The organism is Janthinobacterium agaricidamnosum NBRC 102515 = DSM 9628 (assembly GCF_000723165.1).
In the GTDB taxonomy this organism is placed as follows: Bacteria; Pseudomonadota; Gammaproteobacteria; order Burkholderiales; family Burkholderiaceae_D; genus Janthinobacterium; species Janthinobacterium agaricidamnosum.
Window position 1 is genome coordinate 1574232 of the sequence record NZ_HG322949.1, and the last position, 24617, is coordinate 1598848.

The 24617-nt window shown below is 60.4% G+C and carries 27 protein-coding genes and 2 tRNA genes; 17 read left to right on the forward strand and 12 right to left on the reverse strand.

Translation table 11 applies throughout. The annotated features are described in order from the left end of the window. Positions 1–99 precede the first annotated feature (99 nt). Together GJA_RS06675 and GJA_RS06680 are read left to right on the forward strand one after the other, a co-directional pair. Positions 100–1719, forward strand: a complete 1620-nt coding sequence (locus GJA_RS06675; RefSeq protein WP_038490182.1) for an NAD+ synthase — start codon at positions 100–102, stop codon at positions 1717–1719. A 27-nt stretch (positions 1720–1746) separates the two neighbouring features. Continuing rightward, on the forward strand, positions 1747–2085 hold the full coding sequence (locus GJA_RS06680; protein ID WP_038490184.1) for a P-II family nitrogen regulator: 339 nt from the start codon (positions 1747–1749) through the stop codon (positions 2083–2085). A gap of 50 nt (positions 2086–2135) precedes the next feature. Here GJA_RS06680 and GJA_RS06685 read toward each other — a convergent pair whose 3' ends face one another. The 3 genes from GJA_RS06685 to trxB form a co-directional block, all read right to left on the reverse strand. Further along, positions 2136–2765 (reverse strand): trimeric intracellular cation channel family protein, encoded by a 630-nt coding sequence (locus GJA_RS06685; RefSeq protein WP_038490187.1) that lies wholly within the window; start codon positions 2763–2765, stop codon positions 2136–2138. 110 nt (positions 2766–2875) lie between these two features. Continuing rightward, positions 2876–3529 (reverse strand): Smr/MutS family protein, encoded by a 654-nt coding sequence (locus GJA_RS06690; RefSeq protein ID WP_038490189.1) that lies wholly within the window; start codon positions 3527–3529, stop codon positions 2876–2878. 7 nt (positions 3530–3536) lie between these two features. Further along, positions 3537–4490, reverse strand: coding sequence for a thioredoxin-disulfide reductase (trxB, locus tag GJA_RS06695; RefSeq protein ID WP_038490192.1), 954 nt, complete (start codon positions 4488–4490; stop codon positions 3537–3539). Between the two features lie 314 nt (positions 4491–4804). Here trxB and GJA_RS06700 point away from each other — a divergent pair, with 314 nt between their 5' ends. From GJA_RS06700 to GJA_RS06710, 3 genes are all read left to right on the forward strand, one after another. Beyond that, entirely contained in the window at positions 4805–7159 is a 2355-nt protein-coding gene (locus tag GJA_RS06700; protein ID WP_038490196.1) for a DNA translocase FtsK, read from the forward strand. Between the two features lie 24 nt (positions 7160–7183). Then, positions 7184–7819 (forward strand): outer membrane lipoprotein chaperone LolA, encoded by a 636-nt coding sequence (gene lolA, locus GJA_RS06705; RefSeq protein WP_038490198.1) that lies wholly within the window; start codon positions 7184–7186, stop codon positions 7817–7819. A gap of 88 nt (positions 7820–7907) precedes the next feature. Beyond that, on the forward strand, positions 7908–9215 hold the full coding sequence (locus GJA_RS06710; protein WP_038490201.1) for a replication-associated recombination protein A: 1308 nt from the start codon (positions 7908–7910) through the stop codon (positions 9213–9215). Between the two features lie 13 nt (positions 9216–9228). On the opposite strand, the gene GJA_RS06715 is transcribed toward GJA_RS06710, so the two are convergent. Together GJA_RS06715 and GJA_RS06720 are read right to left on the reverse strand one after the other, a co-directional pair. Further along, positions 9229–9984 carry an NAD-dependent epimerase/dehydratase family protein gene (locus GJA_RS06715; RefSeq protein ID WP_038490204.1) on the reverse strand — a complete coding sequence of 252 codons (756 nt, stop codon included), beginning with the start codon at positions 9982–9984 and terminating at the stop codon, positions 9229–9231. Next, on the reverse strand, positions 9981–10265 hold the full coding sequence (locus GJA_RS06720) for a DUF2917 domain-containing protein (protein ID WP_051780389.1): 285 nt from the start codon (positions 10263–10265) through the stop codon (positions 9981–9983). The genes GJA_RS06715 and GJA_RS06720 overlap by 4 nt, the downstream gene beginning before the upstream one ends. A gap of 176 nt (positions 10266–10441) precedes the next feature. Here GJA_RS06720 and GJA_RS06725 point away from each other — a divergent pair, with 176 nt between their 5' ends. The 4 genes from GJA_RS06725 (at position 10442) to GJA_RS06740 (ending at position 14207) form a co-directional block, all read left to right on the forward strand. Next, positions 10442–11872: an aminotransferase-like domain-containing protein gene (locus tag GJA_RS06725; protein ID WP_038490206.1), complete on the forward strand. Its 1431-nt coding sequence runs from the start codon at positions 10442–10444 to the stop codon at positions 11870–11872. Positions 11873–12016: 144 nt separating this feature from the next. Continuing rightward, positions 12017–13309, forward strand: a complete 1293-nt coding sequence (gene serS / locus GJA_RS06730; RefSeq protein WP_038490209.1) for a serine--tRNA ligase — start codon at positions 12017–12019, stop codon at positions 13307–13309. A gap of 106 nt (positions 13310–13415) precedes the next feature. Further along, positions 13416–13506: transfer RNA gene (locus GJA_RS06735), tRNA-Ser, on the forward strand. A 610-nt stretch (positions 13507–14116) separates the two neighbouring features. After that, a tRNA-Ser gene (locus GJA_RS06740) sits at positions 14117–14207 on the forward strand. Positions 14208–14345: 138 nt separating this feature from the next. Here the strand turns inward: GJA_RS06740 and GJA_RS06745 are convergent. From GJA_RS06745 to GJA_RS06755, 3 genes are all read right to left on the reverse strand, one after another. After that, on the reverse strand, positions 14346–14834 hold the full coding sequence (locus GJA_RS06745) for a YybH family protein (RefSeq protein ID WP_038490212.1): 489 nt from the start codon (positions 14832–14834) through the stop codon (positions 14346–14348). Between the two features lie 45 nt (positions 14835–14879). Next, positions 14880–15467 (reverse strand): ester cyclase, encoded by a 588-nt coding sequence (locus GJA_RS06750; RefSeq protein WP_038490215.1) that lies wholly within the window; start codon positions 15465–15467, stop codon positions 14880–14882. A gap of 69 nt (positions 15468–15536) precedes the next feature. Next, positions 15537–16094: a flavodoxin family protein gene (locus GJA_RS06755; RefSeq protein ID WP_038490218.1), complete on the reverse strand. Its 558-nt coding sequence runs from the start codon at positions 16092–16094 to the stop codon at positions 15537–15539. A gap of 135 nt (positions 16095–16229) precedes the next feature. Here GJA_RS06755 and GJA_RS06760 point away from each other — a divergent pair, with 135 nt between their 5' ends. Beyond that, positions 16230–16619: a winged helix-turn-helix transcriptional regulator gene (locus tag GJA_RS06760; protein WP_038490221.1), complete on the forward strand. Its 390-nt coding sequence runs from the start codon at positions 16230–16232 to the stop codon at positions 16617–16619. A 72-nt stretch (positions 16620–16691) separates the two neighbouring features. On the opposite strand, the gene GJA_RS06765 is transcribed toward GJA_RS06760, so the two are convergent. The 3 genes from GJA_RS06765 to GJA_RS06775 form a co-directional block, all read right to left on the reverse strand. After that, entirely contained in the window at positions 16692–18818 is a 2127-nt protein-coding gene (locus GJA_RS06765) for a TonB-dependent siderophore receptor (protein ID WP_051780391.1), read from the reverse strand. Between the two features lie 224 nt (positions 18819–19042). Next, on the reverse strand, positions 19043–19462 hold the full coding sequence (locus GJA_RS06770) for a hypothetical protein (RefSeq protein ID WP_038490224.1): 420 nt from the start codon (positions 19460–19462) through the stop codon (positions 19043–19045). Next, positions 19462–20160 carry an XRE family transcriptional regulator gene (locus tag GJA_RS06775; RefSeq protein WP_038490227.1) on the reverse strand — a complete coding sequence of 233 codons (699 nt, stop codon included), beginning with the start codon at positions 20158–20160 and terminating at the stop codon, positions 19462–19464. Before GJA_RS06775 ends, GJA_RS06770 begins: the two co-directional genes overlap by 1 nt. A 179-nt stretch (positions 20161–20339) precedes the next feature. Between GJA_RS06775 and GJA_RS06780 the strand changes: the two genes are divergently transcribed. The 7 genes from GJA_RS06780 (at position 20340) to GJA_RS06810 (ending at position 23714) form a co-directional block, all read left to right on the forward strand. Further along, positions 20340–20882, forward strand: a complete 543-nt coding sequence (locus GJA_RS06780) for a hypothetical protein (RefSeq protein WP_038490229.1) — start codon at positions 20340–20342, stop codon at positions 20880–20882. A gap of 422 nt (positions 20883–21304) precedes the next feature. Continuing rightward, a complete protein-coding gene (locus GJA_RS06785; protein ID WP_038490233.1) occupies positions 21305–22111 on the forward strand; it encodes a hypothetical protein in 807 nt (268 codons plus the stop codon). Further along, positions 22051–22416 carry a hypothetical protein gene (locus tag GJA_RS06790; RefSeq protein WP_038490235.1) on the forward strand — a complete coding sequence of 122 codons (366 nt, stop codon included), beginning with the start codon at positions 22051–22053 and terminating at the stop codon, positions 22414–22416. Before GJA_RS06785 ends, GJA_RS06790 begins: the two co-directional genes overlap by 61 nt. Beyond that, the gene (locus GJA_RS06795) at positions 22413–22664 is read left to right on the forward strand and encodes a hypothetical protein (protein ID WP_038490238.1); all 252 of its coding nucleotides are present in this window, start codon (positions 22413–22415) and stop codon (positions 22662–22664) included. Before GJA_RS06790 ends, GJA_RS06795 begins: the two co-directional genes overlap by 4 nt. Then, positions 22655–23119, forward strand: a complete 465-nt coding sequence (locus GJA_RS06800) for a D-Ala-D-Ala carboxypeptidase family metallohydrolase (RefSeq protein WP_038490241.1) — start codon at positions 22655–22657, stop codon at positions 23117–23119. Before GJA_RS06795 ends, GJA_RS06800 begins: the two co-directional genes overlap by 10 nt. Then, positions 23116–23469: a hypothetical protein gene (locus GJA_RS06805; protein WP_038490244.1), complete on the forward strand. Its 354-nt coding sequence runs from the start codon at positions 23116–23118 to the stop codon at positions 23467–23469. The genes GJA_RS06800 and GJA_RS06805 overlap by 4 nt, the downstream gene beginning before the upstream one ends. After that, positions 23466–23714, forward strand: a complete 249-nt coding sequence (locus tag GJA_RS06810; protein WP_242404467.1) for a hypothetical protein — start codon at positions 23466–23468, stop codon at positions 23712–23714. Before GJA_RS06805 ends, GJA_RS06810 begins: the two co-directional genes overlap by 4 nt. Before the next feature lie 89 nt (positions 23715–23803). Here GJA_RS06810 and GJA_RS06815 read toward each other — a convergent pair whose 3' ends face one another. Next, positions 23804–24454 (reverse strand): FxDxF family PEP-CTERM protein, encoded by a 651-nt coding sequence (locus GJA_RS06815; RefSeq protein WP_242404468.1) that lies wholly within the window; start codon positions 24452–24454, stop codon positions 23804–23806. Positions 24455–24617: the final 163 nt, after the last annotated feature.

Here is a 24617-nt window from a genome sequence, read left to right on the forward strand (position 1 = left end):
GTCGGTTTGCATTCACCAGCCGTCATCGGGCCGCTGTTCACCCCCGGGGGCAGCCCCCGCCAACTTTGTTACCCAATTATTCGAATCTAACACCACATCATGACAGTCAAAGTCGCCATCGCTCAAATGAATAGTACCGTCGGCGATCTTGCCGGCAACCGCGCCAAGATCGTCGAACTCTCCCGCCGCGCCCACGAGCAGGGCGCAGACATTGTCTTGACGCCGGAATTGTCGCTGGTCGGCTATCCACCGGAGGATTTGCTGCTGCGCTCCGCATTCTACGCAAAAACCCAGGAAACGTTTGCGGCGCTGGCGACCGACCTGGCCCAGTTCAAGGATTTGCACGTGGTGGTGGGCTTGCCCTTGTTGGGCGATGGCGGCGAAGTGCGCTATAACGCCGCGTCGGTGCTGCTGAATGGCGACGTGCTGGGCACTTACCGCAAGCATGATTTGCCGAATACCACGGTGTTCGATGAAAAACGCTATTTCACATCGGTCGACCATCCCTATGTATTTGCCGTCAAGGGCGTGCGTTTTGGTATCAATATCTGCGAAGATACGTGGTTTGACTATGCGCCGAAGCGGGCTTTTGATGCCGGTGCGCAAGTATTGCTGGTACCGAACGGGTCGCCTTATCATATGAATAAGCAGCATTTACGTTATGACGTGATGCGCAAGAATGTTTGCCAGCAAGGCATGTCGCTGGTGTACGCCAACCTGGTCGGCGGCCAGGATGAGCTGATTTTCGACGGCGATTCCTTCGTCATGGACCAGCACGGCGTCATTACCGCGCAATTGCGGCATTTTGAAGAGGACCTGCAAGTCGTCGAATTCGATGGTGCGCGTCCGCTGCCGGCCGTGCTGGAGCCGGCACTGCCGATCGAGGCGCAGGTTTACAAGGCGCTGGTGCTGGGCGTGCATGACTATATTAGCAAAAATGGTTTCCCTGGAGTATTGATCGGCATGTCTGGCGGCGTCGATTCCGCGCTGACGCTGGCGATCGCCGTCGATGCGCTGGGCGCCGACAAGGTGCGCGCGGTGATGATGCCGTCGCAATTCACCGCCGATATTTCATGGATCGATTCACGCGACATGGTAAAACGCTTGAATGTGCGCTACGATGAAATTCCGATCAAGCAAACATTTGACGCCTTCCGTTCGACCCTGGCTGAAGAGTTCGCCGGTCTGGCGGAAGATGCGACCGAAGAAAACATCCAGGCGCGCATTCGTGGCACGCTGCTGATGGCAATGTCGAACAAGCATGGCAGTATCGTATTAACAACCGGCAACAAGAGCGAAATGGCGGTCGGCTATTGCACGCTGTATGGCGACATGGCTGGCGGCTTTGCCGTGATCAAGGATATCGCCAAGACGCTGGTGTACCGTTTGTGCGCCTACCGCAACAGCGTGTCCGACGTGATTCCTGAGCGCATCTTGACGCGCGGTCCGTCGGCCGAATTGCGCGCCGACCAGTTGGACCAGGATTCCTTGCCGCCGTACGAGGTGCTCGATGCCATCATGCAAATGTATATGGAAGAAAATCGTCCGATCGCCGAGATTATCGCCGCCGGCTATCCGCCGGCCGACGTGGCAAGGGTGACACGCCTGATCAAGATCAACGAATATAAACGGCGTCAGTCGCCGGTGGGTATCCGGGTCACGCACCGCGGTTTCGGGCGCGACTGGCGTTATCCGATTACTTCCCGGTTTTACGAATAAATCACTCACAAGCTATCAGGAGAAATCATGAAACAGATTACCGCCGTCATCAAACCATTCAAGCTCGATGAAGTCCGCGAAGCGCTGGCCGAAGTCAACGTGACCGGCCTGACCGTCACCGAGGTCAAGGGTTTCGGCCGCCAGAAGGGCCACACCGAGCTGTATCGCGGCGCCGAGTATGTGGTGGATTTCTTGCCTAAAGTAAAAGTCGAAGTGGTCGTCGACGACGCCATGTCGGAACAGGTGGTGGACGCCATCATCAAGGCCGCGCGCACCGGCAAGATTGGCGACGGCAAGATTTTCGTGCAAGACGTCGAACAGGTGATACGCATCCGTACCGGCGAAACCGGTCCTGACGCGGTCTGATTAGGCGGCATGGTCTGCGGCGGCGGCCGTCCCGGGGCTTTTTGATACCATCAGCGGCCGATGCGCATATCGAATTTCCAGCTCAGCAGGCGCATGCCGGTGATACTGGCCGCGCTGGTCCACAATGCAATATCGTGTGCCACGCCAAAGTGTTTTTGCAGTAAATACATCCAGCAGCCGATGAAGGCGCAAATCGCGTAGGGTTTGCCGTCACGCAATACCATCGGCACTTCATTGCACACGATGTCGCGCAATACGCCGCCGAAGATGCCGGTGATCACGCCCATCATCGACGCGATGAATAGCGGCATGCCGGCACGCAAGGCTTCGGCCACGCCGGCCACCGCAAACAAGCCCAGGCCGATCGCATCGGCGATGACGATCAGGCGCTCCGACACGATCTGGCGCAGCGTGCGTATCAGCGGCGCGGCGATCAGCGCCAGCACGAAGATCAGGATCGCATATTCCTGGTGGGCAACCCAGAACAGCGGGCGCTTGTCGAGCAGGATGTCGCGCAGCGTGCCGCCGCCGAACGCGGCGATGAAGGCGACCGTGAAGACTCCAACCAGGTCCATGCGTTTGCGCCGTGCTTCGATAAACCCGGAAAAGGCGCCGACCAGTATCGCGATCACTTCGATCAGTCTGATCAGCGATCCCGGAGGCAATTGTGGAAGCATCATGTGGACGTCGTTGGGCTGGGAAGAATGCCCACAGGTTAACATGACGCGGCCCGCAGCGGGGCCGGTTTATTGCTGAATTGTAATTCTTGGAGCAGGCTCAGCGCACGACGTCAGCGCACCACTTGCAATGCCGCCGGCAGCAGCACCAGCAGGGCGCCATCGCCGCCTTCCGAGCGGCGCGCCTGGCAAAAGGCGATGACTTCGTCTTTTTGCACCAGCCAGCTATGCACCATCGATTTCAGTACCGGTTCCTGGCCTTTCGAGTTGAAGCCTTTGCCGTGGATCACGCGTACGCAGCGCAGCTTGCGCCGGGTGGCCTGGCGCAGGAATTCACCGAGGCTGTCGCGGGCGTTGTCGCGCCGCAAGCCATGCAAATCGAGGTCATCCTGGATCGGCCAGTTTCCCTTGCGCATCTTGCGCACCACGTCGCCGGCGATGCCCGGACGGGTATAACTGAGGCCGGGATCTTCTTCCAGCAAGGCGTCGACTTCAAACAAGTCCGACAACGATTCGCGCAGCACGGCACGGTCGTCCTCTTCCTGCTGGCGTGGCGTCATCGGCCTGGCCGGCACGATCGGCGACAGCTTGTCTTGCTGTGGCAAACGTGCAACATTGCTGACGCTGTTACGGAACAGATTGGCTTCGTGGGCCGCCTTTTTCTCACGCTGGCTGCGTTCGGCGGCGGCCACGGCGCGCGCCTGTTCCTGGTCCTTGAGCGTATTGCGCAAGGATTTCAGGTCGGCAAAGTCTTTCAATGACGCCATGCGCGGATTACTCCTGGCCTTCCAGGTAGCGCTGGGCGTCCAGTGCTGCCATGCAACCGGTACCGGCGCTGGTGATCGCCTGGCGGTAGATATGGTCTTGCACGTCGCCGGCGGCAAACACGCCCGGCGCGCTGGTCGCGGTGGCCATGCCTTCGAGGCCGGTCCTGGTCTTGATGTAGCCGTTGTGCATTTCCAGCTGGCCTTCGAAGATGCCGGTATTCGGTTTGTGGCCGATCGCGATGAACACGCCATGCACGGAAACGGCTTCGACTTTGCCATCGATAGTCGATTTGATGTTGATGCCGGTTACGCCGCCATCGTCGCCGGTGACTTCTTCCAGTGTGTGGTTGTACTTCAGCACGATCTTGCCTTCGGCCACTTTGGCGTTCAGGCGGTCGATCAGGATCGCTTCGGCGCGGAACTTGTCACGGCGGTGTATCAGCGTCACCTTATTGGCGATATTCGACAGGTACAGCGCTTCTTCGACCGCGGTATTGCCGCCGCCGACCACGGCCACTTCCTGGTTGCGGTAGAAAAAGCCGTCGCACGTGGCGCAAGCCGACACGCCCTTGCCCATGAACGCGGTTTCCGAAGGCAAGCCCAGGTATTGGGCCGATGCGCCGGTGGCGATGATCAGCGTATCGCAAGTGTACTCATGGCTGTCGCCGATCAGACGGATCGGGCGCTCGCTGAGCATGGTGGTGTGGATGTGGTCGAAGACGATATCGGTATTGAAACGTTCCGCATGCTGCAGCAAGCGCTGCATCAAGTCCGGACCTTGCACGCCCATCGGATCGCCAGGCCAGTTCTCGACGTCGGTGGTGGTCATCAATTGGCCGCCTTGTTCGACGCCGGTGACCAGCATCGGTTTCAGGTTGGCGCGGGCGGCATATACCGCGGCGCTGTAACCGGCAGGGCCGGAGCCGAGAATCAAAACGCGGGCGTGTTTGGTAGTGGTCATGGGAGGCTTCTTAATAGATATGTGATGAGTCCGATTTGGGGACGTTCGCAACAAGAACAAGGCCGCTGAAGCGCAGGCTTGGCCGCATCCTGGTCAAACCTGTCGTTCCAAAGCATGTGTGCGCTTGCGCAAGCTATGGCGAGATTATAGTCGAAGCGCGACGATAGGTTGAATCGTGGGGCCAGCCTTGGCATATATGCCTTAGAATACCTGTTATATAGATGTATTCAGATGTATTCAGGGGTATTCCCCCGCCTGCGACATAATGATGCAATTTAGACGCCATATCGACCGGGCTGCAACGTTTCCAAAGTATGAGTAAAACAAGCCAAGCCACCACATCCAGCTACACCCGTAACGTGACCGAACGCCAACCCTTGCCGAACCGGCTGGTGCGGCTGTTGTCGGAGGCGCGCTGGTTCGCGCTGGCCGCTTTCGGCCTGTATTTCGTGTTGATCCTGATGAGCTTTAACAAGGCCGATCCGGGCTGGTCGCATGCCAATATGGTGCCCAAGGTATCCAACCTGGGCGGCCGGGCCGGCGCCTGGCTGTCGGATTTGCTGCTGTTTATCTTCGGCTTTTCCGCCTGGTGGTGGTGCGTCTGGCTATTGCGCACGGTGTGGAACGGCTACCGCCGCCTGACCCGCAAGTTCTTGCTGGAAAAAACAGACGCCGATGACGAACATCAGCATGAGTTCATTATCCGCGCGATCGGCTTTGTCGTGATGTTTATTGGCAGCATGGGACTGGAATTCCTGCGCCTGTCGAAAACGCTGCACGTACAATTGCCGCGCGAACCGGGCGGCGTGCTGGGCCAGCTGATCGGCCATTCGGCCCATGTCGCGTTCGGTTTCACCGGCGCTACGCTGTTGTTATTATTATTGTTCTTCCTCGGCTTCAGCCTGTTTTTCCATGTGTCGTGGCTGTCGGTGGCCGAGCGCATCGGCGGCGCGATCGAAGATTCGATCGAGTGGGTGGTGCTGCGCTACCAGGACCGCGAAGACCGCCGCCAGGGCGAAGTGGCCGCCGTCAAGCGCGACGAAGTGGTGGTCATCGAGCGCGCCAAGCATGTTGAAAAGCATGTCGCCGCGCCGCCGGTCAAGATCGAGCCGCAAATCGTTACTGTCGTCAAGTCCGAGCGGGTCGAGAAAGAACGCCAGGCGCATCTGTTCGAGAGCCCGGGCGACAGCCGCCTGCCGCCGCTGTCGCTGCTGGACGAAGCGCCGCCGGTGGTGGAAACCGTGTCGGTCGAAACGCTGGAATTCACCAGCCGGCTGATCGAGAAAAAACTGTCGGACTTTGGCGTCGACGCCAAGGTCGTGGCCGCTTATCCGGGGCCGGTGGTGACGCGCTACGAAATCGAACCGGCCACCGGCGTCAAGGGCAGCCAGATCGTCGGCCTGGCGCGCGACCTGGCGCGTTCGCTGTCGCTGACCTCGATCCGGGTGGTGGAAACGATTCCCGGCAAGAATTACATGGCACTGGAATTGCCGAACACCAAGCGCCAGATCGTACGCCTGACGGAAATCCTCGGTTCCAAGGTGTACAACGACGGCGTATCGAGCTTGACGATTGCGCTGGGCAAGGATATCGCCGGCAAGCCGGTGGTCGCCGACCTGGCCAAGATGCCGCATTTGCTGGTGGCCGGCACCACCGGTTCCGGTAAATCGGTCGGCATCAACGCCACCATTTTGTCGCTGCTGTACAAATCCGATCCGCTCGACGTGCGCCTGATCCTGATCGATCCGAAGATGCTGGAAATGTCGGTCTATGAAGGCATTCCTCACTTGCTGGCGCCGGTGGTCACCGATATGCGCCAGGCCGGCCATGCGCTGAACTGGGCCGTCAATGAAATGGAACGGCGCTACAAGCTGATGAGCAAGCTGGGCGTGCGTAACCTGGCCGGCTACAACGCCAAGATCGCCGAATCGCAAAAGAAGGAAGAGCACATTCCGAATCCATTCAGCCTGACGCCGGATGCGCCGGAGCCGCTGGAAAAACTGCCGACCATCGTCATCATCATCGATGAGCTGGCCGACTTGATGATGGTGGTGGGTAAAAAGGTCGAGGAATTGATCGCCCGGATCGCGCAAAAAGCGCGTGCGGCCGGCTTGCACTTGATTTTGGCGACGCAGCGCCCATCTGTGGATGTGATTACCGGCCTGATCAAGGCCAATATTCCGACCCGTATCGCGTTCCAGGTGTCGTCCAAGATCGACTCGCGGACGATTCTCGACCAGATGGGCGCGGAAACCTTGCTCGGCATGGGCGATATGCTGTACATGCCGCCAGGTACGGGCTTGCCGGTGCGGGTGCATGGCGCGTTTGTATCGGATGAGGAAGTGCACCGCGTCGTGAAACATTTGCAGTCGCAAGGCGAGCCGAATTATGTCGAAGGCATTTTGGAAGGCGGCACGCTGGAAGAGGGCGGAGCAGAAGGCGGCGCGCCGGGCGAGGGCGGCGGCGAAGCCGATGCCTTGTACGACCAGGCGGTCGCCATCGTCTTGAAAAATCGCCGCGCGTCGATTTCGCTGGTGCAAAGGCATTTGCGCATCGGCTATAACCGCGCGGCGCGTTTGCTGGAGCAGATGGAAAACAGCGGCGTCGTATCATCGATGCAATCGAATGGCAACCGGGAAATCCTGGTGCCGGCGGCAAGTGCCGAGTAAATCTGAACCACAAGGAATCAAGGAATGACAAATAACAAGATCAGATGGGGCGCCATCACGCTGGTCTGCGGTGTGCTGTTCGCCGGCAGCGCCGCGGCCGGCGCGCTGGACCAGTTCAAGACCTTTGTCGCCGGCACCAAGGCCGCCAAGGGCGACTTCGTGCAGCGCCAGGTCAAGAAAGACGATAGCAAGAAAATTTCGGCGCCGGCCAGCGGTACGTTTGAATTCGCCCGCCCGGGCAAGTTCATCTGGACTTATTTAAAACCGTACGAGCAATTGCTGCAAGCCGATGGCGACAAGCTGTATATCTACGACAAGGATTTGAACCAGGTCACCGTCAAGAAGCTGGGCGATGCGCTGGGCTCGTCGCCGGCCGCGATCCTGTTCGGTAGTAATGACCTGGAGAAAAATTTTAGCTTGGCCGAAGCCGGTACCCGCGACGGCCTGGAATGGCTGAAGGCGACGCCGAAAGCGAAAGATACGACCTTCGATGAAATCCGCATCGGCTTGCGCAACAATGTGCCGGAAGCGATGGAATTGCGCGATTCCTTCGGCCAGACGTCGCTGCTGTCGTTCAAGAACTTTCAAAAGAATCCAGCCTTAAGCGACACGCATTTTAAATTTGTCATACCGAAGGGCGCCGACGTCTTTAATAATTAAGGGCGCGTGCGTTTTTCCACTGGGACCAGCCCTGCGCCATAACGCGGGGCATTTTTCATTATGACACTCTCTTTTTGGGTAACCATGCATGGCTGACCTTTTTTCCACCGCACCACGTCAGCCCTTGGCGGAAGCGCTGCGTCCCAAAAGCTTGCCGGAAGTGATAGGGCAAGGCCACCTGCTGGGGCCGGGCAAGCCGCTACGGCTGGCTTTCGAGGCCGGCAAGGCGCACTCGATGATCTTGTGGGGGCCGCCCGGGGTCGGCAAGACCACGCTGGCGCGGCTGATGGCGCATGCCTTCGATAGCGAATTCATCGCCTTGTCGGCGGTGTTTGCCGGCGTTAAGGATATCCGCGCGGCGATGGACCAGGCCCGCAACAGCCTGGACCAGTTTGGCAAGCATACCTTGTTGTTCGTCGATGAAATCCACCGCTTTAACAAGGCGCAGCAAGATGCCTTGTTGCCTTTCGTCGAATCCGGCCTGGTCACGTTCATCGGCGCGACCACTGAAAACCCCAGCTTCGAAGTCAATTCGGCGCTGCTGTCGCGGGCGCAAGTGTATGTGCTGAAATCGTTGACCGAAGCCGAAATGAAACAGTTGCTGCAAAAGGCGCGCGACAGTGCCTTGCCGCACCTGGAATTCGACGATGCCGCGGTCGATACGCTGATCGGTTTTGCCGACGGCGATGCGCGGCGCTTTTTGAACTTGCTGGAACAGGCCGACACGGCCGCCGGTTCCAGCGGTATCACGCGCATCGACGCGGCCTTTGTCGACAATGCGCTGACCTTGAATTCGCGCCGCTTCGACAAGGGCGGCGACAATTTCTACGACCAGATCTCGGCACTGCACAAATCGGTGCGCGGTTCGAATCCGGATGCGGCGCTGTACTGGTTTTGCCGCATGATCGACGGCGGCGCCGATCCGAAATATTTGTCGCGGCGCATCATCCGCATGGCGTGGGAAGATATCGGCCTGGCCGATCCGCGCGCCATGACGATGGTCAACGACGCCGCCGAAACCTATGAACGCCTGGGTTCGCCGGAAGGCGAGCTGGCGCTGGGGCAGGCGGTGATTTACCTGGCGATCGCGGCGAAAAGCAATGCCGGCTATAACGCGTTTAATACCGCGATGGCGTTTGTCAAAAAGGATAAATCCAAGGAGGTGCCGGTGCATTTGCGCAATGCGCCGACCAAGCTGATGAAGGAATTGGGCTACGGCCACGCGTATCGCTACGCGCATGATGAACCGGATGCGTATGCCGCCGGCGAAACGTATTTCCCGGACGGCATGCCGGAGCCGGGCTGGTACCAACCGGTGCCGCGCGGCCTGGAAAGCAAGATCGCCGACAAGCTGGCGTGGCTGCGCGAACTGGACCGCAAGGCCGGCAAGGGCTGAGCTTGACGCAGGTTTAAGCGGCAATGCCGAGCAAGGCAAAACCGTCGTCTTGCGGCCGGTAATCGAGCAGCGTGCGGGTGTGGTCGATCGACAGGCGCTTATAGCGGTTGTCCGATACGCCGTGCACCACGTGGTAGCCCTGCACGTCAGCGCGGATGCAGCAGGCCAGCAAATGCACCACGTCGCGCTCGCTGATGAAGGCGGCCACGTCGCGCGGGCTGTGCTGCTGGCCCGGCTGGAAGTCGGCCACGTTGGCGATACGCACGGCGATTGCCGCCATGCCGGTCTGGGCGGCAAACGCCGACGCCACGCCTTCGCCGAAAACCTTGCTCGCGCCATACATATTCCTGGCCCTGGGCGCCATGGTTTCGCTGACTTGCACATCCAGCGGATACGCTTCGACCGCTTGTGCGCTGCTGGCGAATACCACCCGTTTGCAACCTTGCTGCGCTGCTGCCTGGAAAATATTGTAGGTGCCGATGATGTTGGCTTGCAGCAGGTCGGCATGGAAATCGGCGTCCGCGTGCGGCATGCCGGCCAGATGCAATACCACGTCGATATCCTTGCAGGCATCCAGGCAAGCGGGGTAGTCGGACACATCGAGTTGCCGGCTGTCGCAAGGCGCGTCCGCCAGCTTTGCCGTATGCAGGTCGGCCAGCCTCAGCGCGAATGTCTGGTGCTCGCTTTTCCAGAACATGCCGCCGATGCTGCCGGCCGCGCCGGTGACCAGCACCCGGATCTCCGGTGCTTGCTTTGCCGGCGTCGTCATGCGATGCCGCCGATCAATGGCGATGGATGGCGATGCCACGGCTGCCTTGCCTGGGCGGCGGGGTGAAAGCGGATGCGACCGCTGCCGATCGCTTCCACCAGGATCAAGCCCTGATTGGGAATCGTGTAGCGGCTGCCGGGCCGCAGCAGGATATCGCTGGCCTGGCCGTAGGCGGTCAGCCAGACTTTTCCGGAAAGGCATTCAATCACGCCCTGGTGCGCTTTTTCCAGCCGTAATGGCTGGTTTTCCCGCAGTTCATACTCTGTTGTATCGTGTTGCATGGCGCTACTCCCGGCTGTTCAGACATGTCTCCAGCATAGGCACTCGGCGACGAACAGAACAGATGCAATAAAATGATATTGTGATCGTCACAGTTGTCTTTCGTTTAAACTGTTATCGTCAAAATAATCGCCGACTGTATCTGTGCCGCTGCGCGGGTCTTGAGTCACAATCTGCTATGTCTACTTCCATCACTTTGTACGAGCACCTGGCCGATGAATTGGGCGCGTTGATCCACAGCCGCGTGTTTGCACCGGGCGACCGCTTGCCGTCGATACGCCATCTGGCGCAGCAAAAGCGGCTGTCGGTCAGCACCGTGATGCAAGCCTTCCGCCTGATGGAAGACCGTGGCCAGGTCGACGCCAGGCCGCAAGCCGGTTATTACGTGCGCCACCGCATCAGCGGGTTTGCTGCCATGCATGAACCTGAGCGGCCGTTGACCGAGCCGGCTTTTGTCGGCATCAATAATCTGTTGATGCGTGTGTTGAGCGCCAACGAAAAACCGAATATGGTGCAACTGGGCACCGCCTGGCCGCCCGACGAAATGTTGCCGATCAAGCGCATGCAGCGCATCGTCAGCGCGGTGGCGCGGCGCGAGCCGGGCTTGCTGAACAAGGTCAGCTGCTACGACATCAGCGAACCGGGATTCCTGCGCCAGGTGACGCGCCGCGCGCTGGACTGGGGCAAGCTCGATCCGCATGAAATCGTGGTCACCAATTCCTGCACCGAGGCAATCAGCCTGTGCTTGCGCGCGGTGGCCAAGCCCGGCGACACCATCGCCATCGAGTCGGCGACGTATTTCGTGCTGTTGCAAATGATTGAAAGCCTCGGCATGAAGGCGCTGGAAATTCCGACCCATCCGAAGACCGGCCTGTCGCTCGATGCGCTGGAACTGGCCTTGCGCGCCGGGCTGGTGCAAGCATGCCTGTTTATCCCGAATGTCAATAATCCACTCGGTTGCATCATGCCGGAAGAAAACAAGAAGCGTCTGGCGGGCTTGCTGTCCGAGCACAATATTCCAATGATCGAAGACGATGTGTATGGCGACCTGTGTTTCGGCCTTGAGCGGCCGTGGCCGGTAAAGGCGTACGATAGCAGCGGCCATGTCTTGTTGTGCTCATCCTTTTCCAAGGCCATTACGCCGTCGGCGCGGGTCGGTTATGTGGTGGCGGGCCGTTATGCGCAGGAAGTGGCCTTGCTGAAAACGGTGTCCAGCGGCGCCACCAGCCAATTTTTCCAGGCGGTGCTGGCCGATTTCCTGGCCGGCAGCAGCTACGACAGCCAGTTGCGCAAGATGCGCCGCACGCTGGTGCAGCGCATGGCGCGCATGTCCGATGCGGTGGCGGCATCTTTCCCGCCCGGATGCCTGCTGTCCGAACCGCAGGGCGGATTTGTGTTGTGGGTACAAATGCCGCAACAGCTCGATGCGCTGGCCCTGCACGGGCGCGCGATCGGCCAGGGCGTGGCGTTCATGCCCGGACAATTGTTTTCGGCGTCCGGCAAATATCGCAATTATTTGCGCCTCAATTGCGGCAATCCATGGGGACCGGAAATCGAACGGGCCGTTGGTTTGCTGGGGCGCATGGTGCATCAGGCTGCCGGTACCTGAGCGCGCCGTTCGCCATGGCTGGTTCGGCATATTGAAATGGCCATCCAAATCGTTGCGGATCGATGGCCGGAACTGCGTAAAACCCCATCGTCGTGGCCGCGTCTTGGTACAATTGCGCTTTCGACATAGCTGCAATCCGACCCCATGATAGACATTCAACTTCTCCGTAAAGACATCGATAACGTCGCAGCCCGCCTGGAGACGCGCAAATTCCAGCTCGACGTGGCAGGTTTCAATGCCCTCGAAGCCGAGCGCAAGGCGATTCAGACGCGCACCGAGGAATTGCAAGGCAAGCGCAATGCGCTGTCCAAGCAAATCGGCATGTTGAAAGGCAAGGGGGAAGATACCTCGGCCGTGATGGCGGAAGTCTCCGGCCTGGGCGACCAGTTAAAGGCCGATGAAACGGCGCTGGGCCTGGTGCAAGCCAAGATGAGCGATTTTATGCAGACGCTGCCGAACTTGCCGCACGAATCGGCTGCGGTCGGCCAGGATGAAAGCGGCAATGTTGAAGTTCGTAAATTCGGCACGCCACGCGCTTTTGACTTCGCAGTCAAGGATCACGTCGATGTCGGCGCGCCGCTGGGCCTGGATTTTGAAGTCGCCACCAAATTGACCGGTTCGCGTTTTTCCGTCATGAAAGGCGGCATCGCCCGCCTGCACCGCGCACTGGCGCAATTCATGCTCAACACTCACGTCGACGAGCATGGTTATACCGAATGCTACACGCCGTACATGGTCAACGCCGACTCGCTGCGTGGCACCAGCCAATTGCCTAAATTCGAAGCCGATCTGTTCTCGGTCAAAAAAGGCGGCCAGGAAGGCGAGGGCGAAACCTTCTACCTGATCCCGACTTCGGAAGTGACGCTGACCAACACCGTGCGCGATGACATCCTGGCGCTGGACGCCTTGCCGCTGAAAATGACGGCGCACACCCCATGTTTCCGTTCGGAAGCAGGCAGCTATGGCCGCGACACGCGCGGCATGATACGCCAGCATCAGTTCGACAAGGTTGAAATGGTACAAGTCGTGCATCCTGACAGCTCGTATCACATCCTGGAAGAAATGGTGGGCCATGCCGAAACCATCTTGCAGCGCCTGGGCTTGCCATACCGCGTGATGGCCTTGTGCACCGGCGACATGGGCTTTAGCGCGGCCAAGACTTACGACCTGGAAGTGTGGCTGCCGGCGCAAAACACCTATCGTGAAATTTCGTCGCTGTCGAATTGCGAAGCGTTCCAGTCGCGCCGCATGCAAGCCCGTTTCCGCAATGCCCAAGGCAAGCCGGAACTGGTGCACACCCTGAACGGTTCCGGCCTGGCGGTGGGCCGCACGCTGGTGGCGATCCTGGAAAACTACCAGCAAGCCGACGGCAGCGTCGAGATCCCGCCAGTGCTGCGCCCGTACATGGGCGGCCTGACGCACCTGAAGGCGGCCTGAGCGGAATAAATGGCGGCAGTATGAAAAATTCGGTTTTTGCCTCTTCCGTTTTTTTCATACCCTGCTATAATCTCGTTCTCGCAGCAACAGGCGAGCAGAAGTAAAAGGAAAGGTGGCAGAGTGGTCGAATGCGCTGGACTCGAAATCCAGTGTACATCTTTGGTGTACCGTGAGTTCGAATCTCACCCTTTCCGCCATGAATAAATGAAAGAGCTCCCGCGAGGGAGCTTTTTCATTTGTGGCGCGGAAAGGAGTAAGCCACCTGCGTGGCTTACGCGCGAGATTCGAAGACTCTGCGCGTATTCGCGCGAGGGCGGCCTGCGGGATGCAGGCGAATCCGTTTTCCGCCATGAATAAATGAAAGAGCTCCCGCGAGGGAGCTTTTTCATTTGTGGCGCGGAAAGGAGTAAGCCGGTCGGCTTACGCGTGAGATTCGAAGACTCTGCGCGTACTCGCGCGAGGGCGGCCTGCAGGATGCAGGCGAATCCTCTTTCCTCCATGAATAAATAAAAAAACTCCCGTGAGGGAGTTTTTTTCATTTGTGGCGCGTAATCCGGCAGGCATCGAAGCTACGCCTTAGAGCCTATCCCAGTAGTGAGCGTCTTCTGCTGGCCGCGCATCGGGAGCGCGGACCAAGCGTGAGGAGGAAGCGTGGCGGGCCACGCGACGACGATCAACGCAGTCCCCGCTACTGAGGGGCGCCAGAAGAGGGCGTATTCATCTACTGGGATAGGCTCTTAGTCTTGCCGTCCTCTAAATAGTTATGCTAGAATCACGCCTCTCTTGCAGTGAGTGTTTTGCAAGTCAGGAAAGGTGGCAGAGTGGTCGAATGCGCTGGACTCGAAATCCAGTGTACATCTTTGGTGTACCGTGAGTTCGGATCTCACCCTTTCCGCCATGAATAAATGAAAGAGCTCCCGCGAGGGAGCTTTTTCATTTGTGGAGCGGAAAGGAGTAAGCCGGTCGGCTTACGCGTGAGATTCGAAGACTCTGCGCCTGCTCCCGCAGCGCATGCCTGTCACCGGCTGCCGAGGTATCAGCGAACCGGCACCGAGGCGTGGTCCATCACGTATTGCCAGCGGCCGTCGGCCCACACCGCCAGGTCGGAAAAGCGGCCGTCGATGCGCACCGCTTCGCCGCCGGCGCGCGGGGTCAGCGTCAGCGTGAATTGTCCCCACGAATTCAGCAGCGCTCCTTGGCGCACCCAGGCGGCGTCGCGGATTTCCACGGTGGGCCGATAGCGCTCGAACATTGCGCCATAGCCGGCCATGATGGCCTTGCCGCCCCGCGTCACCGTATCGTTTGTGCCATACACAACCGTGTCGGGGCCGTGCATGCGGGCGATGGCCGCGCTATCGCCCGCTTCGAGGGCCTGGCGCCAGGCCTGCACGGCTTCGCTGGGGCCGCTCTGGACGGTCACTCCGGCGATGGTGGTTTGTGCCAGCGCCAGCGTCGGCGCGGCCAGCAGTGCCGCGGCCATGACCAGTGCCAGTTGCCAGTGGCGTGCTTGCTTGTTTGTTTTCATGATGCAGAAGTCCTTGTGAATGTGGTGGGTAGCCTTGCGCGTTTCTTACCTGGAGACCAGGCCCGCCTGTTGCATGAAGGTGAGGTTGTCTTCCAGATGCCAGTCTTCGGCGACGCGGCCATTCGCGATGCGATAGATGTCCATCGCGATGAAGTCGATGGCCTGGCCTTGCCCCTGCTTGCCGGCAAAGGTGCCAGTGAAATGGCCGGTGAAGCGCAAGGAGGACATCACGCGGTCGCCGGCGACGATCATTTGCAGCACCTCGCAGTGCAGATCCGGCACCGCGCTTCGAAATGCCCTGGACGCTTTTAATACGCCTTCCACGCCTTGCGGCCGGCCGGGCGGCAAGGTGTTGTCGAAGAAATCGGGCGCCAGCGCCGCGCGTGCCATGTCTTCATCGCCGGTATTCCAGAATGTGTCGAAGCGGCGGGCCGCGAGGACCTGTGCGTCCAGCGTCTCCCTGGACAAGGATTGGTCGGTGATCAGCTTGCCGGGCTCGACCAGCTTGGTGGATGCGTTGGCCGATGAGTTGGCCGATGCCGCGAAAGCTGGTGCTGCAATGGTTGCACCGAGCAGCAAGGTGGAGAACCAGCGTGCGGCGCGGTGGCGTGAGTTGTTGCTAAGCTTTTTCATGAAATGGATCCTTGGTGGTGCGTGCCGATGGTCATGCCGGCGGGAGGGGGAGAAGGGCGCCGGCTGGTTTCAGCGCGGCGCCAGGCGCGATGCGATCTCGCGGACCCTGGCGCCGTAGCGGCGCGCGGTGTCGATGTCGCCGTCCGGGATGGCTTCGGCGCCGGCATCGGACGGCGCCTGTACCAGCAGGCCGACCGAGCCGCCGAGGTAGTTGATGTCATTCGACGAGGCCTTGCTGGTGTTCGACGGAGGCAGTCCCAGGCTGACCCAGATGCCGCCATGTTGCGAGGCGAGCGTTTGCAAGCCGATCAGCGTCACCTGCTTGTCGCCGTTCATGCTGGCACTGACGCTGAATCCGCCAAACACCTTGTCTTGCCAGGCGCGGCTGAACCATGCCTTGGATGAGGCGTCAGCGAACTTCTTGAACTGCCATGGCGCGGAGCCCATGTAGGTTGGCGCGCCGAAGATGATGGCGTCGGCCTGATCCAGCGCGCTCCATGCGGAGCCGAGCAGCTGCCCTTCGGCATCGATGGCGATCAGCTCCGCTTGCGCGCCATCGGCCACCTCCTGGGCAATGCGGAGCGTGTGGCCGTAGCCGGAAAAATATACAACAGCAGTCTTGGGCATACAGGTTTCTCGAAGAAATTGATCGGGCGAATCGCGGGCCTTCGGGCCCGAATTCGTGAGAAACATTGTATGGATTTGACACTTAGTGTACAAGAAGGCACTATAAGGTCATCTGATTACCGATGGGATACCACCATGCCTACCTACCGCCGGCACCCGGCTTATGACGTCTACTCGGCGAACTGTCCCGCCCGGGTAGTGCTTGGCCGCCTGGCGGATAAATGGGCGCTGCTGTTGATCGACCGCTTGAGCGCCGGCGAGAGAATTCGCTTCAATCAGTTGCGGCGGGAGATCATCGGCATCTCGCAGAAAGTACTGTCGCAAACACTGAAGAAACTTGAGCGAGACGGGCTGATCGAGCGGCAGGTCTACAACACCACGCCGCCTACTGTTGAATACGCTTTGACTGAACTGGGAGCAACGCTGGGCGAGACTGTCGAGCGGCTGTCGCATTGGGCCGAGACGAACATGCAGGCCATCCTGGAGGCGCAGACGGCCTACGACCAGGCAAATCCCATCGAGTGACGGGCGCTTGATGCGATCAGGCCTGGACCGCGCTGAACAGGGCGGCCCAGTTGCGTTTTTCGTCGATGCTGTTTACAGATCCACTTTCACCGTCAGCTTGACGGTGCGCGGCAGCCCTGCCGCCAGGCGGGTGCCGGCGCCGGCCCAGTATTGCTTGTTGCCGGCATTGTCGACATTGATTTGCCAGCTGCTGCGCTTGCCCATGATATTGGTCACGTAGCGGCTGCCCAGGCTGATCAGCGTATTGCCGCCGAGGAAAGCCTGGTCCAGGTCGTTGACCGGCCGCCGGCCGGTGAAGTACAGCCCGCCATGGACGGACAGGCCCGGCAGCGCATCCAGTGCATACGACAGGAAGGCGCTGGCGGTTTGTTTCGCGGCGTTTTCCGGCAGCTTGCCGTTGTAGGCGGCGTTGATGTTGCGGAACTCGGGATCGATGAACTGGGCCGAGGTTTGCCACGACAACTGGCGCGTCAGCTTGCCTTGCACCGACAGTTCCAGGCCGCGGTAATGCTGGTCGCCGTCGGCCGTGAAGATATTGCCGGTATTGGTGTAATAACCGGGCCGGTTGATGTCGAACAGCGCCGCCTGCAGCAGCGAGCCGTCCGTCACGCGCCAGCGCGCGCCGACTTCCTTTTGCTTGCTGATGCCGGGCGCCAGGTGTTCATTCTGGTTGGCGGTGCCGGTCGGCGCGGTTTCTCCTTCTTCCAGCCCTTGCGAGGCCGACGCGTAAAACGACAGGTCCGGGTTCAGCTTGAAGATCAACGCAGCCATCGGCGTGGTCCGGTTGACGCGGTAGTTATTCGCGCCTTGCGCGCTGCTGTAGCGCGCGCCGCGCGCGCCGACCACCGTTTGCCAGTTCGGCGACAAGGTCAGGCGGTCGATCGCGTACAGGCCGGTGTCGCGGCTGTCCAGCGCGGCGGTGGTCGGTTTGGCCGGGAAGGCGCCGATGGTCGGGTTGACGACCGGTATCGGCTGGTACAGGTTTTGCGACGCGATGGTGTAGTTGGCCTGGTAGATCGGGTCCTGCGACTTGTCGGTGCGGGTCAGGCCGAACGTCACTTCATGCTTGACGGCGCCGGTCATCACGGTGCCGGCCAGTTCGGTGCGCAGCACATTCGAATTGACGACCTGGTTTTGTATATTGCCGGTGATGCGGCCGGCGCCGGTTTGCAGCGCGGCGTTGTTATTGAAGCGGAAGATCGCCAGCCGGCGCTCGCGCGAGGTATCCGAATGGCCGCCGTCCACCGTCAGCGCCCAGTTGTCGTTCAAGGCATAGTCGGCGCGCAACTGGGCGTTTCTGGTGGTGGCGTTGAAGATCGACCAGTCCGGGCCGACCAGGGTTGTCGGATCGACCGGGCGCGGCAGCGTGATCACGCCGTTGACGGCGGCCGGCAGCGTGATGCCGACTTCCTCGGTCACGCGGCGGTGGTCGTATTCCAGGTCGGATTTCAGGCGCAGCCGTGAATTGACGCGCCAGTCCAGCGCGGCCGAGGCGAATGCGCGGTTGCCGTTGCCGACATGCTCCAGGAAAGAACCGAGCGTGCCGCCGGCGGCGTTGATGCGCACGCCGAATTCGCCCTCTTCACCGAAGCGGCGCGCCACGTCGGCCGAGGTCACGGCCGTGCCGTTCTGGTCCAGTGTCAGGCCGAGCGTGGTGACCGGCGTGGCGCCGGCGCGCTTGGTGACGAAGTTGACCACCCCGGCCGGCGACGTGAAGCCGTAATACAGCGCGGTGGCGCCCTTGAGCACTTCGACGCGCTCCTTGTCTTCCATCGGCACTTGCGAGAAATTCATGATCGGCAGCGAACCGTTCAGGCGGTAATTGGTCCGGTTTTCGACGGCGATGCCACGGATCACCAGTTGGTCCCAGGTATCGCCGCCGTTTTGCTGGCGCGTCACGCCGGCGGTGTTGCGCAGCGCATCGTACAAGCCGCCGGCGGCTTGCAATTCCAGCACGTCGCGCGTGATCACGTTGACGGTCGACGGCACGTCCATGATGTCGGAACCCCGAAAACTGCCCGCTTCGACGGTTTTCGGCTCGAAACCCTGCGCCTTGGCGCCGGTGATTTTGACCGCTTGCATGCTTTTTTCATCGGCGTCTTGCGCCAGCGCGGAATGAGGGAAGCAGGCCAGTGTCAGCGACAGGCAGACGGGCAGCAGGCGGGGCAGGCGGGGCAGGCGGAGGGGCGACGAGGGCATGATGCGGCGGGGCTTTCGAATCGAAAAGATGGAGGGAGGAATCGATTCTATTTAAAATGAGAATCATTCGCAATAAAGAATAGGCAAGTAATCCGCTGACATGCGCATTTATCCGGCGTCGAGGGGTTTTTAAAGACAAGGGAGATGGGGGAGACAAACCGTGATCTCGACGTGCTGGCGCGGCGCGGTTCACCTGCGCGCCCTGGCCGTTTGCCTGCTTTTGTTTAGAAGGCAGGCGCGAAACTGATCGTCATGCTCTTGCTTAAAAAAGTTTCCCGCTCGGTGATGGTGCGCACCGCGAAGCTGTGCTCCAGGTACAGCAAATGATGCGCGATCGTGAAGGCATGCTCGAACGGCAAGCTGAACGGTTTGCCGGTCCTGCGTTGCCGTCCATAGCGTTGCTGCAGCGCCGCGCCATGGTAGTCGATGCGCTCGATCATGTCGCCATTGGCCAGCAATTCAAATGACAGCCGCTGGAAGGGATCGCCATGGCCGGTGTGGGCGCTGACCAGCGCGTGCAGGCTGTTCAACACCCCCGGTGCGCTCAGTGCGATCTCGCCTTTATGGATACCGCGCAATTGGCGGCCGGTGATGCCGGGCCGGATTTCATTGCAGAAGGTGGTCTCGATGCGCCGGCCACCCATCAAATCCGTTCGCTTTCCTTGCGCACCACGCGGCCGACGATCAGGCAGTCGGCGCCGCGGCAAATCTTGCGGTGGTGCTTGCGCTGGTCGGCATTGTCCGATGTCAGCCACCATTCGCCGGCATCGCGCGACAGCCGTTTTACCACCGCCTGGCCTTCGTAATTGACGGCGAACACGGCGCCATCCGTCAGCTTGGTATCGGCGGTATTGACTACCACCACATCGTCTTCATACAGCGACGGCTCCATGCTTTCGCCGCGCACCTTGATGGCGATCAGACGTTCCGCATGATAACCGTGCCGTTCGATCCAGCTGCGCGATACGGTCAGCGTGCCGCCATCGTCGTGTTCCGGGTCCGACTGGAAGCCGGTAATGCCGGCTGACAAGCGCAACTTGATTTTCTGGATCTGCACGAATTGCGGATCGTCTTCCTCCGCCACTCGTACCCGGCTGTAAGTATCGACGGGCGCCGCCGCGCCGCGCAGCTTGGGCGGTATGCCTTCGTGCAGCCAGGTGAAATTGACGTTGCAGGCGGCTGCCAGTTTTTGTAGCGTCGATGCTTCCGGCCCTTTTTTTCCGACGCCCTTCAGGATGCGGTTGATGGTCGGCTGCGGAATCTCGGAAGCGCGCGCGAGCGCACTCTGGGATTCGAATCCCGCTTCCCGCATCGCTTCGTCCAGTCTGTTTGCTATGTCCATGATGAAATATACGTCCGCGTATAGTTGAGTACAACAATCTATTCATTTGAGTATTGATTATGTATTCATTCGAGTATATATTACTGGAATGGATAAAGATAGTTCCACTTAGCAAGGGCGGGATTTCTGTAGCACTGCGCTGTAGCAGTGCGTGCAGGATCAGGATGAAAGGAAAAATCATGTCGTTTGTTGAAAAATATGTGCAATCGCTCAATGCCAGCAATTTGCTGGACGATGACCGTCACTTTGCCACCGAGGCGCTGGCCGCCGCCGCGCTGGCCGACCGCCACGGCGCCGGGCTGGGCGCCTTGTTGTGCCGCGTCAAGTATGCCGATGGCACGCTGAACAAGGTGTTCGAAGGCAATAGCGCCAACCTGGCCCAGCTGTTGCGCATCTGGACTGCCGCCGTCACCGAGAAGGGGCGTTCGCGCGGCTGGGTCAAGGCCCATACCGCATGGGACATGCAAGCGGCCTTTTCACTGTACCGGCGGGTCGCCGAACGTTCGCTGGAATATTGGCTCGACGGTAAATGCGGCGCCTGCAACGGTACCCGCATCGCCGCCCGCCACACCAGTTGCCCGGTGTGCAAAGGCAGCGGCACCGCGGAAATCACCGGTGGCGGCTTCGAGCGCGAAAAAATTCTCGACATGGTCAGCGAGCTGGAGGGGCTGGTGCAAGCCCACGGCGCACGCGCCGCGGCCCGCATGCGGCGTTCGGCTTGACTCTGAAAAAGATGCTTTAAATAAATTTGAATTATTTTTGGGAAAGGTATTGCAAATCAAAAAAAGCAGTGGTAGAGTGAAGCCATCAAATACTCCTTGCACTCGTAATGATCGCTCCCCAGGGCGGCACCGATAACAGGGATTCACCAGCAAACATCTTCGGATGTCACCGTTCGCGGTAAAATTTGATCGCTCACTGCGCATTATGGTCGCAGGAGCACCCCCCCCAAAGCCGCCCTCGAGGTGGCTTTCTTATTTTCCGCGCCCCTTTTTACACCGTTGTCCCCTTCACGGCTGCAGGCCTGCAGCGGCAGGATGATGGCCGCCTGGCTTATCCCTGATCAAGATTCACAGCAGCACCAACCAGCCACCAACCAGCAAGCGCGGCCTTTTGGGCCGGCGCCGCCATCTGACAGGAATACATGGCCAATCTCAACATCATTTCCGATAACGCCGCCAATCGCGGCAACATCAGCGCGACCAGCACGGCTGGCGCGCTGGTTCCGGCCAACTTGCTGGACGATGGCAGGTCGTCGCTCTGGCGCGCGGCGAATACGCTCGCCACGCTGCACCTGGTCTTTCCCAGTGTCGAGTTGATCGGCGGCGTGGCTTTGCCATTCTGCAATCTGACAGCGGGCGCGATGATTCGTGTCATCGGCTACGGCGCTGCCGGCCAGACAGTATTCGATACCGGCAAGGTGCCGGCTTGCGCCTATGCGCCGCTGGACCAGTTCGGCCGGGACCGCGGCGCCAGCGATTTCGCCGATGGCGGCGGGGCTTGCGCATCGGCCTGGTTCGAACATGCGCTGGTACGGTCGCTGGCGATCGAGCTGGCCGATGCCGATAATCCGGACGGTTATATCGAAGCGTCGCGGTTGTTCGCCGGCAGCTACTGGTCGCCCCACTATAACGCCGATGACGGCGCCGCGCTGAGCTATATCGGCATGCGCCATCGCAAGCTGTTGCTCAGGCTGGAGCAGTTGCCTCCGGCCGAGCGCTTACGGCTGAAGGCGGCGCTGCGCGGCAATCGGATGGCCAGGCCGGTATTTGTCAGGCTGTTCCCGGAAGCCGGCCACGTGTTGCCGGGATCGCGGTCACAAGTATTACCGCTGCAACCCGCAACCCGCTCCGGCGGGTTTTTTTATCCCTCGAACATTCAGGAGCCCCTATGGCAGAACCAGCCAGTTCCACCGCCGGCATCGCAATCGCGGCCGGCACCATCACCTTGACGGGCTCGGTCCTGGGGGTGCAATACGATGCGCTGCTGGCCGGATTTTGCGGCGGCCTGGTGTCCTTGTCGTACCTGCCGCCCATGCGCTGGAGCAAGATTGCCGGCAGCGTGGTCGGCTCGTCGCTGATCGCCGGCTGGTTTGCGCCGCTGGCCAGCGTCACCGCCGCCAATTATTTTCCCTTCATGGCCGGTGCCGGCGAAGCCACGGTGCGCATTTCCGCGGCCGCGGCGCTGGGCCTGTGTGCGCAAGTCATTATTCCTGCCGCCTTCGCGTGGCTGCGCAAGAAGGGGGACGCCGCATGATGACCCTCGACCTTGCCGCGGCGGCGCTGGTGCTGCTGCGCGGCCTGTTTTTCGCGATTAACCATATGTGTCCGCAAACCAGTCTTGCCATCCGCATCGCCTGGGTCTGGCTGACCTTGGGCGCGGCGGCGCTGCTGTTGCTGGGACGCACGCCGACCTGGCCGGAATTGCTGTTGCATTGCGGTATAGCCGTACTGGTCTGGTGTGACCGGCGCGAGCCGTTTTTGAAAGGAACACCATGCAATTGAGTCAAAATTTTACCCTCGCCGAATTGACGGCCTCGGATTACGCGGCGCGCCACGGCATCGACAATACTGCGCCGCCGGCGGTGCAGGACGAGTTGCGGCGCACCGCGCAGATGTTGCAGCGTATCCGCAATTACCTGTCGGCCAGCAGCGCCATCGATACGCCGCTGACGCAGATCAGCGGCTACCGCTGCCTGGCGCTGAACCGCGGCATCGGCAGCGGCGACGGCAGCGATCACGTGCAAGGCATGGCGGCCGACTTCAAGGCGCTGCGCCTGACGCCGTACCAGATTTGCCAGGCGCTGCTGCCCAAGCTGGATGAATTCGGCATCGGCCAGATCATCAATGAATTGAGCTGGGTGCATGTCAGCACGCGCATGCCGGTGCGCCCCATCAACCGCATCATCACCATCGACCGGTTGGGCACGCGGGCCGGGATCGTGCAGGGGCGGCCATGACGGAATATTTCTACAAGCTGATGGCGACGCTGTTGCTGCTGGTACTGGTGCTGACCGGCGTCGGCTGGATCCTGGCGGCGCGCGAGACCAGCCACGCGCGTGTCGCCTTGGCAGCTGAACAGGACGCGGCCGCCAGGCTGCGCGGCGCCATCGCCACGCAAAACCAGGCACTGCAGCAAATGAGCCAGGCGCGCCAGGAAGCGGAGGCGCGCGGCCTGGCGGCGCGTCAGCTGGCGCTGGAAAACGGCCGGCGTTTCGATGGCGCGCTGCGGCGCATCCAGGATGCCCGGGCGGTCAGTTGCAGCGACGCGATGCCTGCCGTGAACCTGCTGCTGGAAAGCCTGTTGTGAAGGCGACCGGGTGGATAGCGATGCTGGCGCTGGCCGGCTGCGCGGCGCGGCCCGTCGCCGAGACGGTGCGGCTGCCGGTGTTCGCGCCCTGCATCGCGGCCGTGCCTGTCAAGCCGGACTACGAGTTTGGCAAGCTGGCCATGGCGGCGCCGGACGGCGAAAAAATCCTGGCGCTGGCCCGCGACTGGCCGCGCGCCCGTTGGTATGAGGGACAGCTGGAGGCGGCACTCGCAGGCTGCCGTTAGCGGGCGTTGCTATTTCGCCGACGGTCCCGGATCGGCAACCGCAAAAACGCCGCCGTGGATGCGGTGGCGCTAACCTGGTACCGGCATGTTCAGGTTTTGCGGCGGCGCGCGAGGAAGCCGATCAGGCCCAGGCCGGCCAGCAGCATGCCGTAGGTTTCCGGTTCCGGCACCGCCGCGACCGACAGGTGCAAATCGTTGGCCGCCGGCCAGACGCCGATCTGGGCATCGGTGCTGAAGGTCAGTTGGGTCAAGGACCCGCTGGAGACGAAGCCCAGGAAAGACGACTGGGTCGGCGCATCGAGGTGGAAGGTCAGCGTATCGCCATCGGCATTGACGGCGGTCAAGGTCGAGCCGGTGCTTGGGCTGTATTGCCCAAATACATCCGAGCCAAAGAAGAACCCGCCGACACCAACTATTGCGCTGGAAAAATTGGAGAACAGCACGCTGTCGTGGCGGTTGTTGGTGCTGATCCAATGGTCGCCACCTTCGCCGGCGCCGTACAGATACGGCGAGGATCCGATGGTTCCTATGGTGTAGCTATAGGCGCCGGCAGCGCGCGCCAGCGGAGTGTCGAGCGCATCGATGTCGAGATCGTCAAAGGAGTCGACACCGGTATCGCCGACGGCGGCAAGATAAGCCGACTGGCTGGTGAAAACGGTAATGGTGGCGTGGGCGGCGCTGCTGGCCAATAACAAGGCGGCGAGCGGCAAGGTTTTGAATGCCAGGGCAAGGTGTTTCAAGATTGGCTCCTTAACGGTGAGAGAAGGTGCATCGGTGGATCGTTATAAAAATATTAAAATTAAAACAATTTTAATATAGTTCCAATTAAAAGAAGGTGCAATAAGAATATCATTTTTGCAAAACAATATCTGGCTTGCTCTTGATAAGGAACAACAGCCAAAA

What these genes read in the sequence shown, in the direction of transcription:
- GJA_RS06675 (WP_038490182.1), top strand. Translation starts at nt 100, where the DNA reads ATGACAGTCAAAGTCGCCATCGCTCAAATGAATAGTACCGTCGGCGAT.
- GJA_RS06680 (WP_038490184.1), top strand. Translation starts at nt 1,747, where the DNA reads ATGAAACAGATTACCGCCGTCATCAAACCATTCAAGCTCGATGAAGTC.
- GJA_RS06685 (WP_038490187.1), bottom strand. Translation starts at nt 2,765, where the DNA reads ATGATGCTTCCACAATTGCCTCCGGGATCGCTGATCAGACTGATCGAA.
- GJA_RS06690 (WP_038490189.1), bottom strand. Translation starts at nt 3,529, where the DNA reads ATGGCGTCATTGAAAGACTTTGCCGACCTGAAATCCTTGCGCAATACG.
- trxB (WP_038490192.1), bottom strand. Translation starts at nt 4,490, where the DNA reads ATGACCACTACCAAACACGCCCGCGTTTTGATTCTCGGCTCCGGCCCT.
- GJA_RS06700 (WP_038490196.1), top strand. Translation starts at nt 4,805, where the DNA reads ATGAGTAAAACAAGCCAAGCCACCACATCCAGCTACACCCGTAACGTG.
- lolA (WP_038490198.1), top strand. Translation starts at nt 7,184, where the DNA reads ATGACAAATAACAAGATCAGATGGGGCGCCATCACGCTGGTCTGCGGT.
- GJA_RS06710 (WP_038490201.1), top strand. Translation starts at nt 7,908, where the DNA reads ATGGCTGACCTTTTTTCCACCGCACCACGTCAGCCCTTGGCGGAAGCG.
- GJA_RS06715 (WP_038490204.1), bottom strand. Translation starts at nt 9,984, where the DNA reads ATGACGACGCCGGCAAAGCAAGCACCGGAGATCCGGGTGCTGGTCACC.
- GJA_RS06720 (WP_051780389.1), bottom strand. Translation starts at nt 10,265, where the DNA reads ATGCAACACGATACAACAGAGTATGAACTGCGGGAAAACCAGCCATTA.
- GJA_RS06725 (WP_038490206.1), top strand. Translation starts at nt 10,442, where the DNA reads ATGTCTACTTCCATCACTTTGTACGAGCACCTGGCCGATGAATTGGGC.
- serS (WP_038490209.1), top strand. Translation starts at nt 12,017, where the DNA reads ATGATAGACATTCAACTTCTCCGTAAAGACATCGATAACGTCGCAGCC.
- GJA_RS06745 (WP_038490212.1), bottom strand. Translation starts at nt 14,834, where the DNA reads ATGAAAACAAACAAGCAAGCACGCCACTGGCAACTGGCACTGGTCATG.
- GJA_RS06750 (WP_038490215.1), bottom strand. Translation starts at nt 15,467, where the DNA reads ATGAAAAAGCTTAGCAACAACTCACGCCACCGCGCCGCACGCTGGTTC.
- GJA_RS06755 (WP_038490218.1), bottom strand. Translation starts at nt 16,094, where the DNA reads ATGCCCAAGACTGCTGTTGTATATTTTTCCGGCTACGGCCACACGCTC.
- GJA_RS06760 (WP_038490221.1), top strand. Translation starts at nt 16,230, where the DNA reads ATGCCTACCTACCGCCGGCACCCGGCTTATGACGTCTACTCGGCGAAC.
- GJA_RS06765 (WP_051780391.1), bottom strand. Translation starts at nt 18,818, where the DNA reads ATGCCCTCGTCGCCCCTCCGCCTGCCCCGCCTGCCCCGCCTGCTGCCC.
- GJA_RS06770 (WP_038490224.1), bottom strand. Translation starts at nt 19,462, where the DNA reads ATGGGTGGCCGGCGCATCGAGACCACCTTCTGCAATGAAATCCGGCCC.
- GJA_RS06775 (WP_038490227.1), bottom strand. Translation starts at nt 20,160, where the DNA reads ATGGACATAGCAAACAGACTGGACGAAGCGATGCGGGAAGCGGGATTC.
- GJA_RS06780 (WP_038490229.1), top strand. Translation starts at nt 20,340, where the DNA reads ATGTCGTTTGTTGAAAAATATGTGCAATCGCTCAATGCCAGCAATTTG.
- GJA_RS06785 (WP_038490233.1), top strand. Translation starts at nt 21,305, where the DNA reads ATGGCCAATCTCAACATCATTTCCGATAACGCCGCCAATCGCGGCAAC.
- GJA_RS06790 (WP_038490235.1), top strand. Translation starts at nt 22,051, where the DNA reads ATGGCAGAACCAGCCAGTTCCACCGCCGGCATCGCAATCGCGGCCGGC.
- GJA_RS06795 (WP_038490238.1), top strand. Translation starts at nt 22,413, where the DNA reads ATGATGACCCTCGACCTTGCCGCGGCGGCGCTGGTGCTGCTGCGCGGC.
- GJA_RS06800 (WP_038490241.1), top strand. Translation starts at nt 22,655, where the DNA reads ATGCAATTGAGTCAAAATTTTACCCTCGCCGAATTGACGGCCTCGGAT.
- GJA_RS06805 (WP_038490244.1), top strand. Translation starts at nt 23,116, where the DNA reads ATGACGGAATATTTCTACAAGCTGATGGCGACGCTGTTGCTGCTGGTA.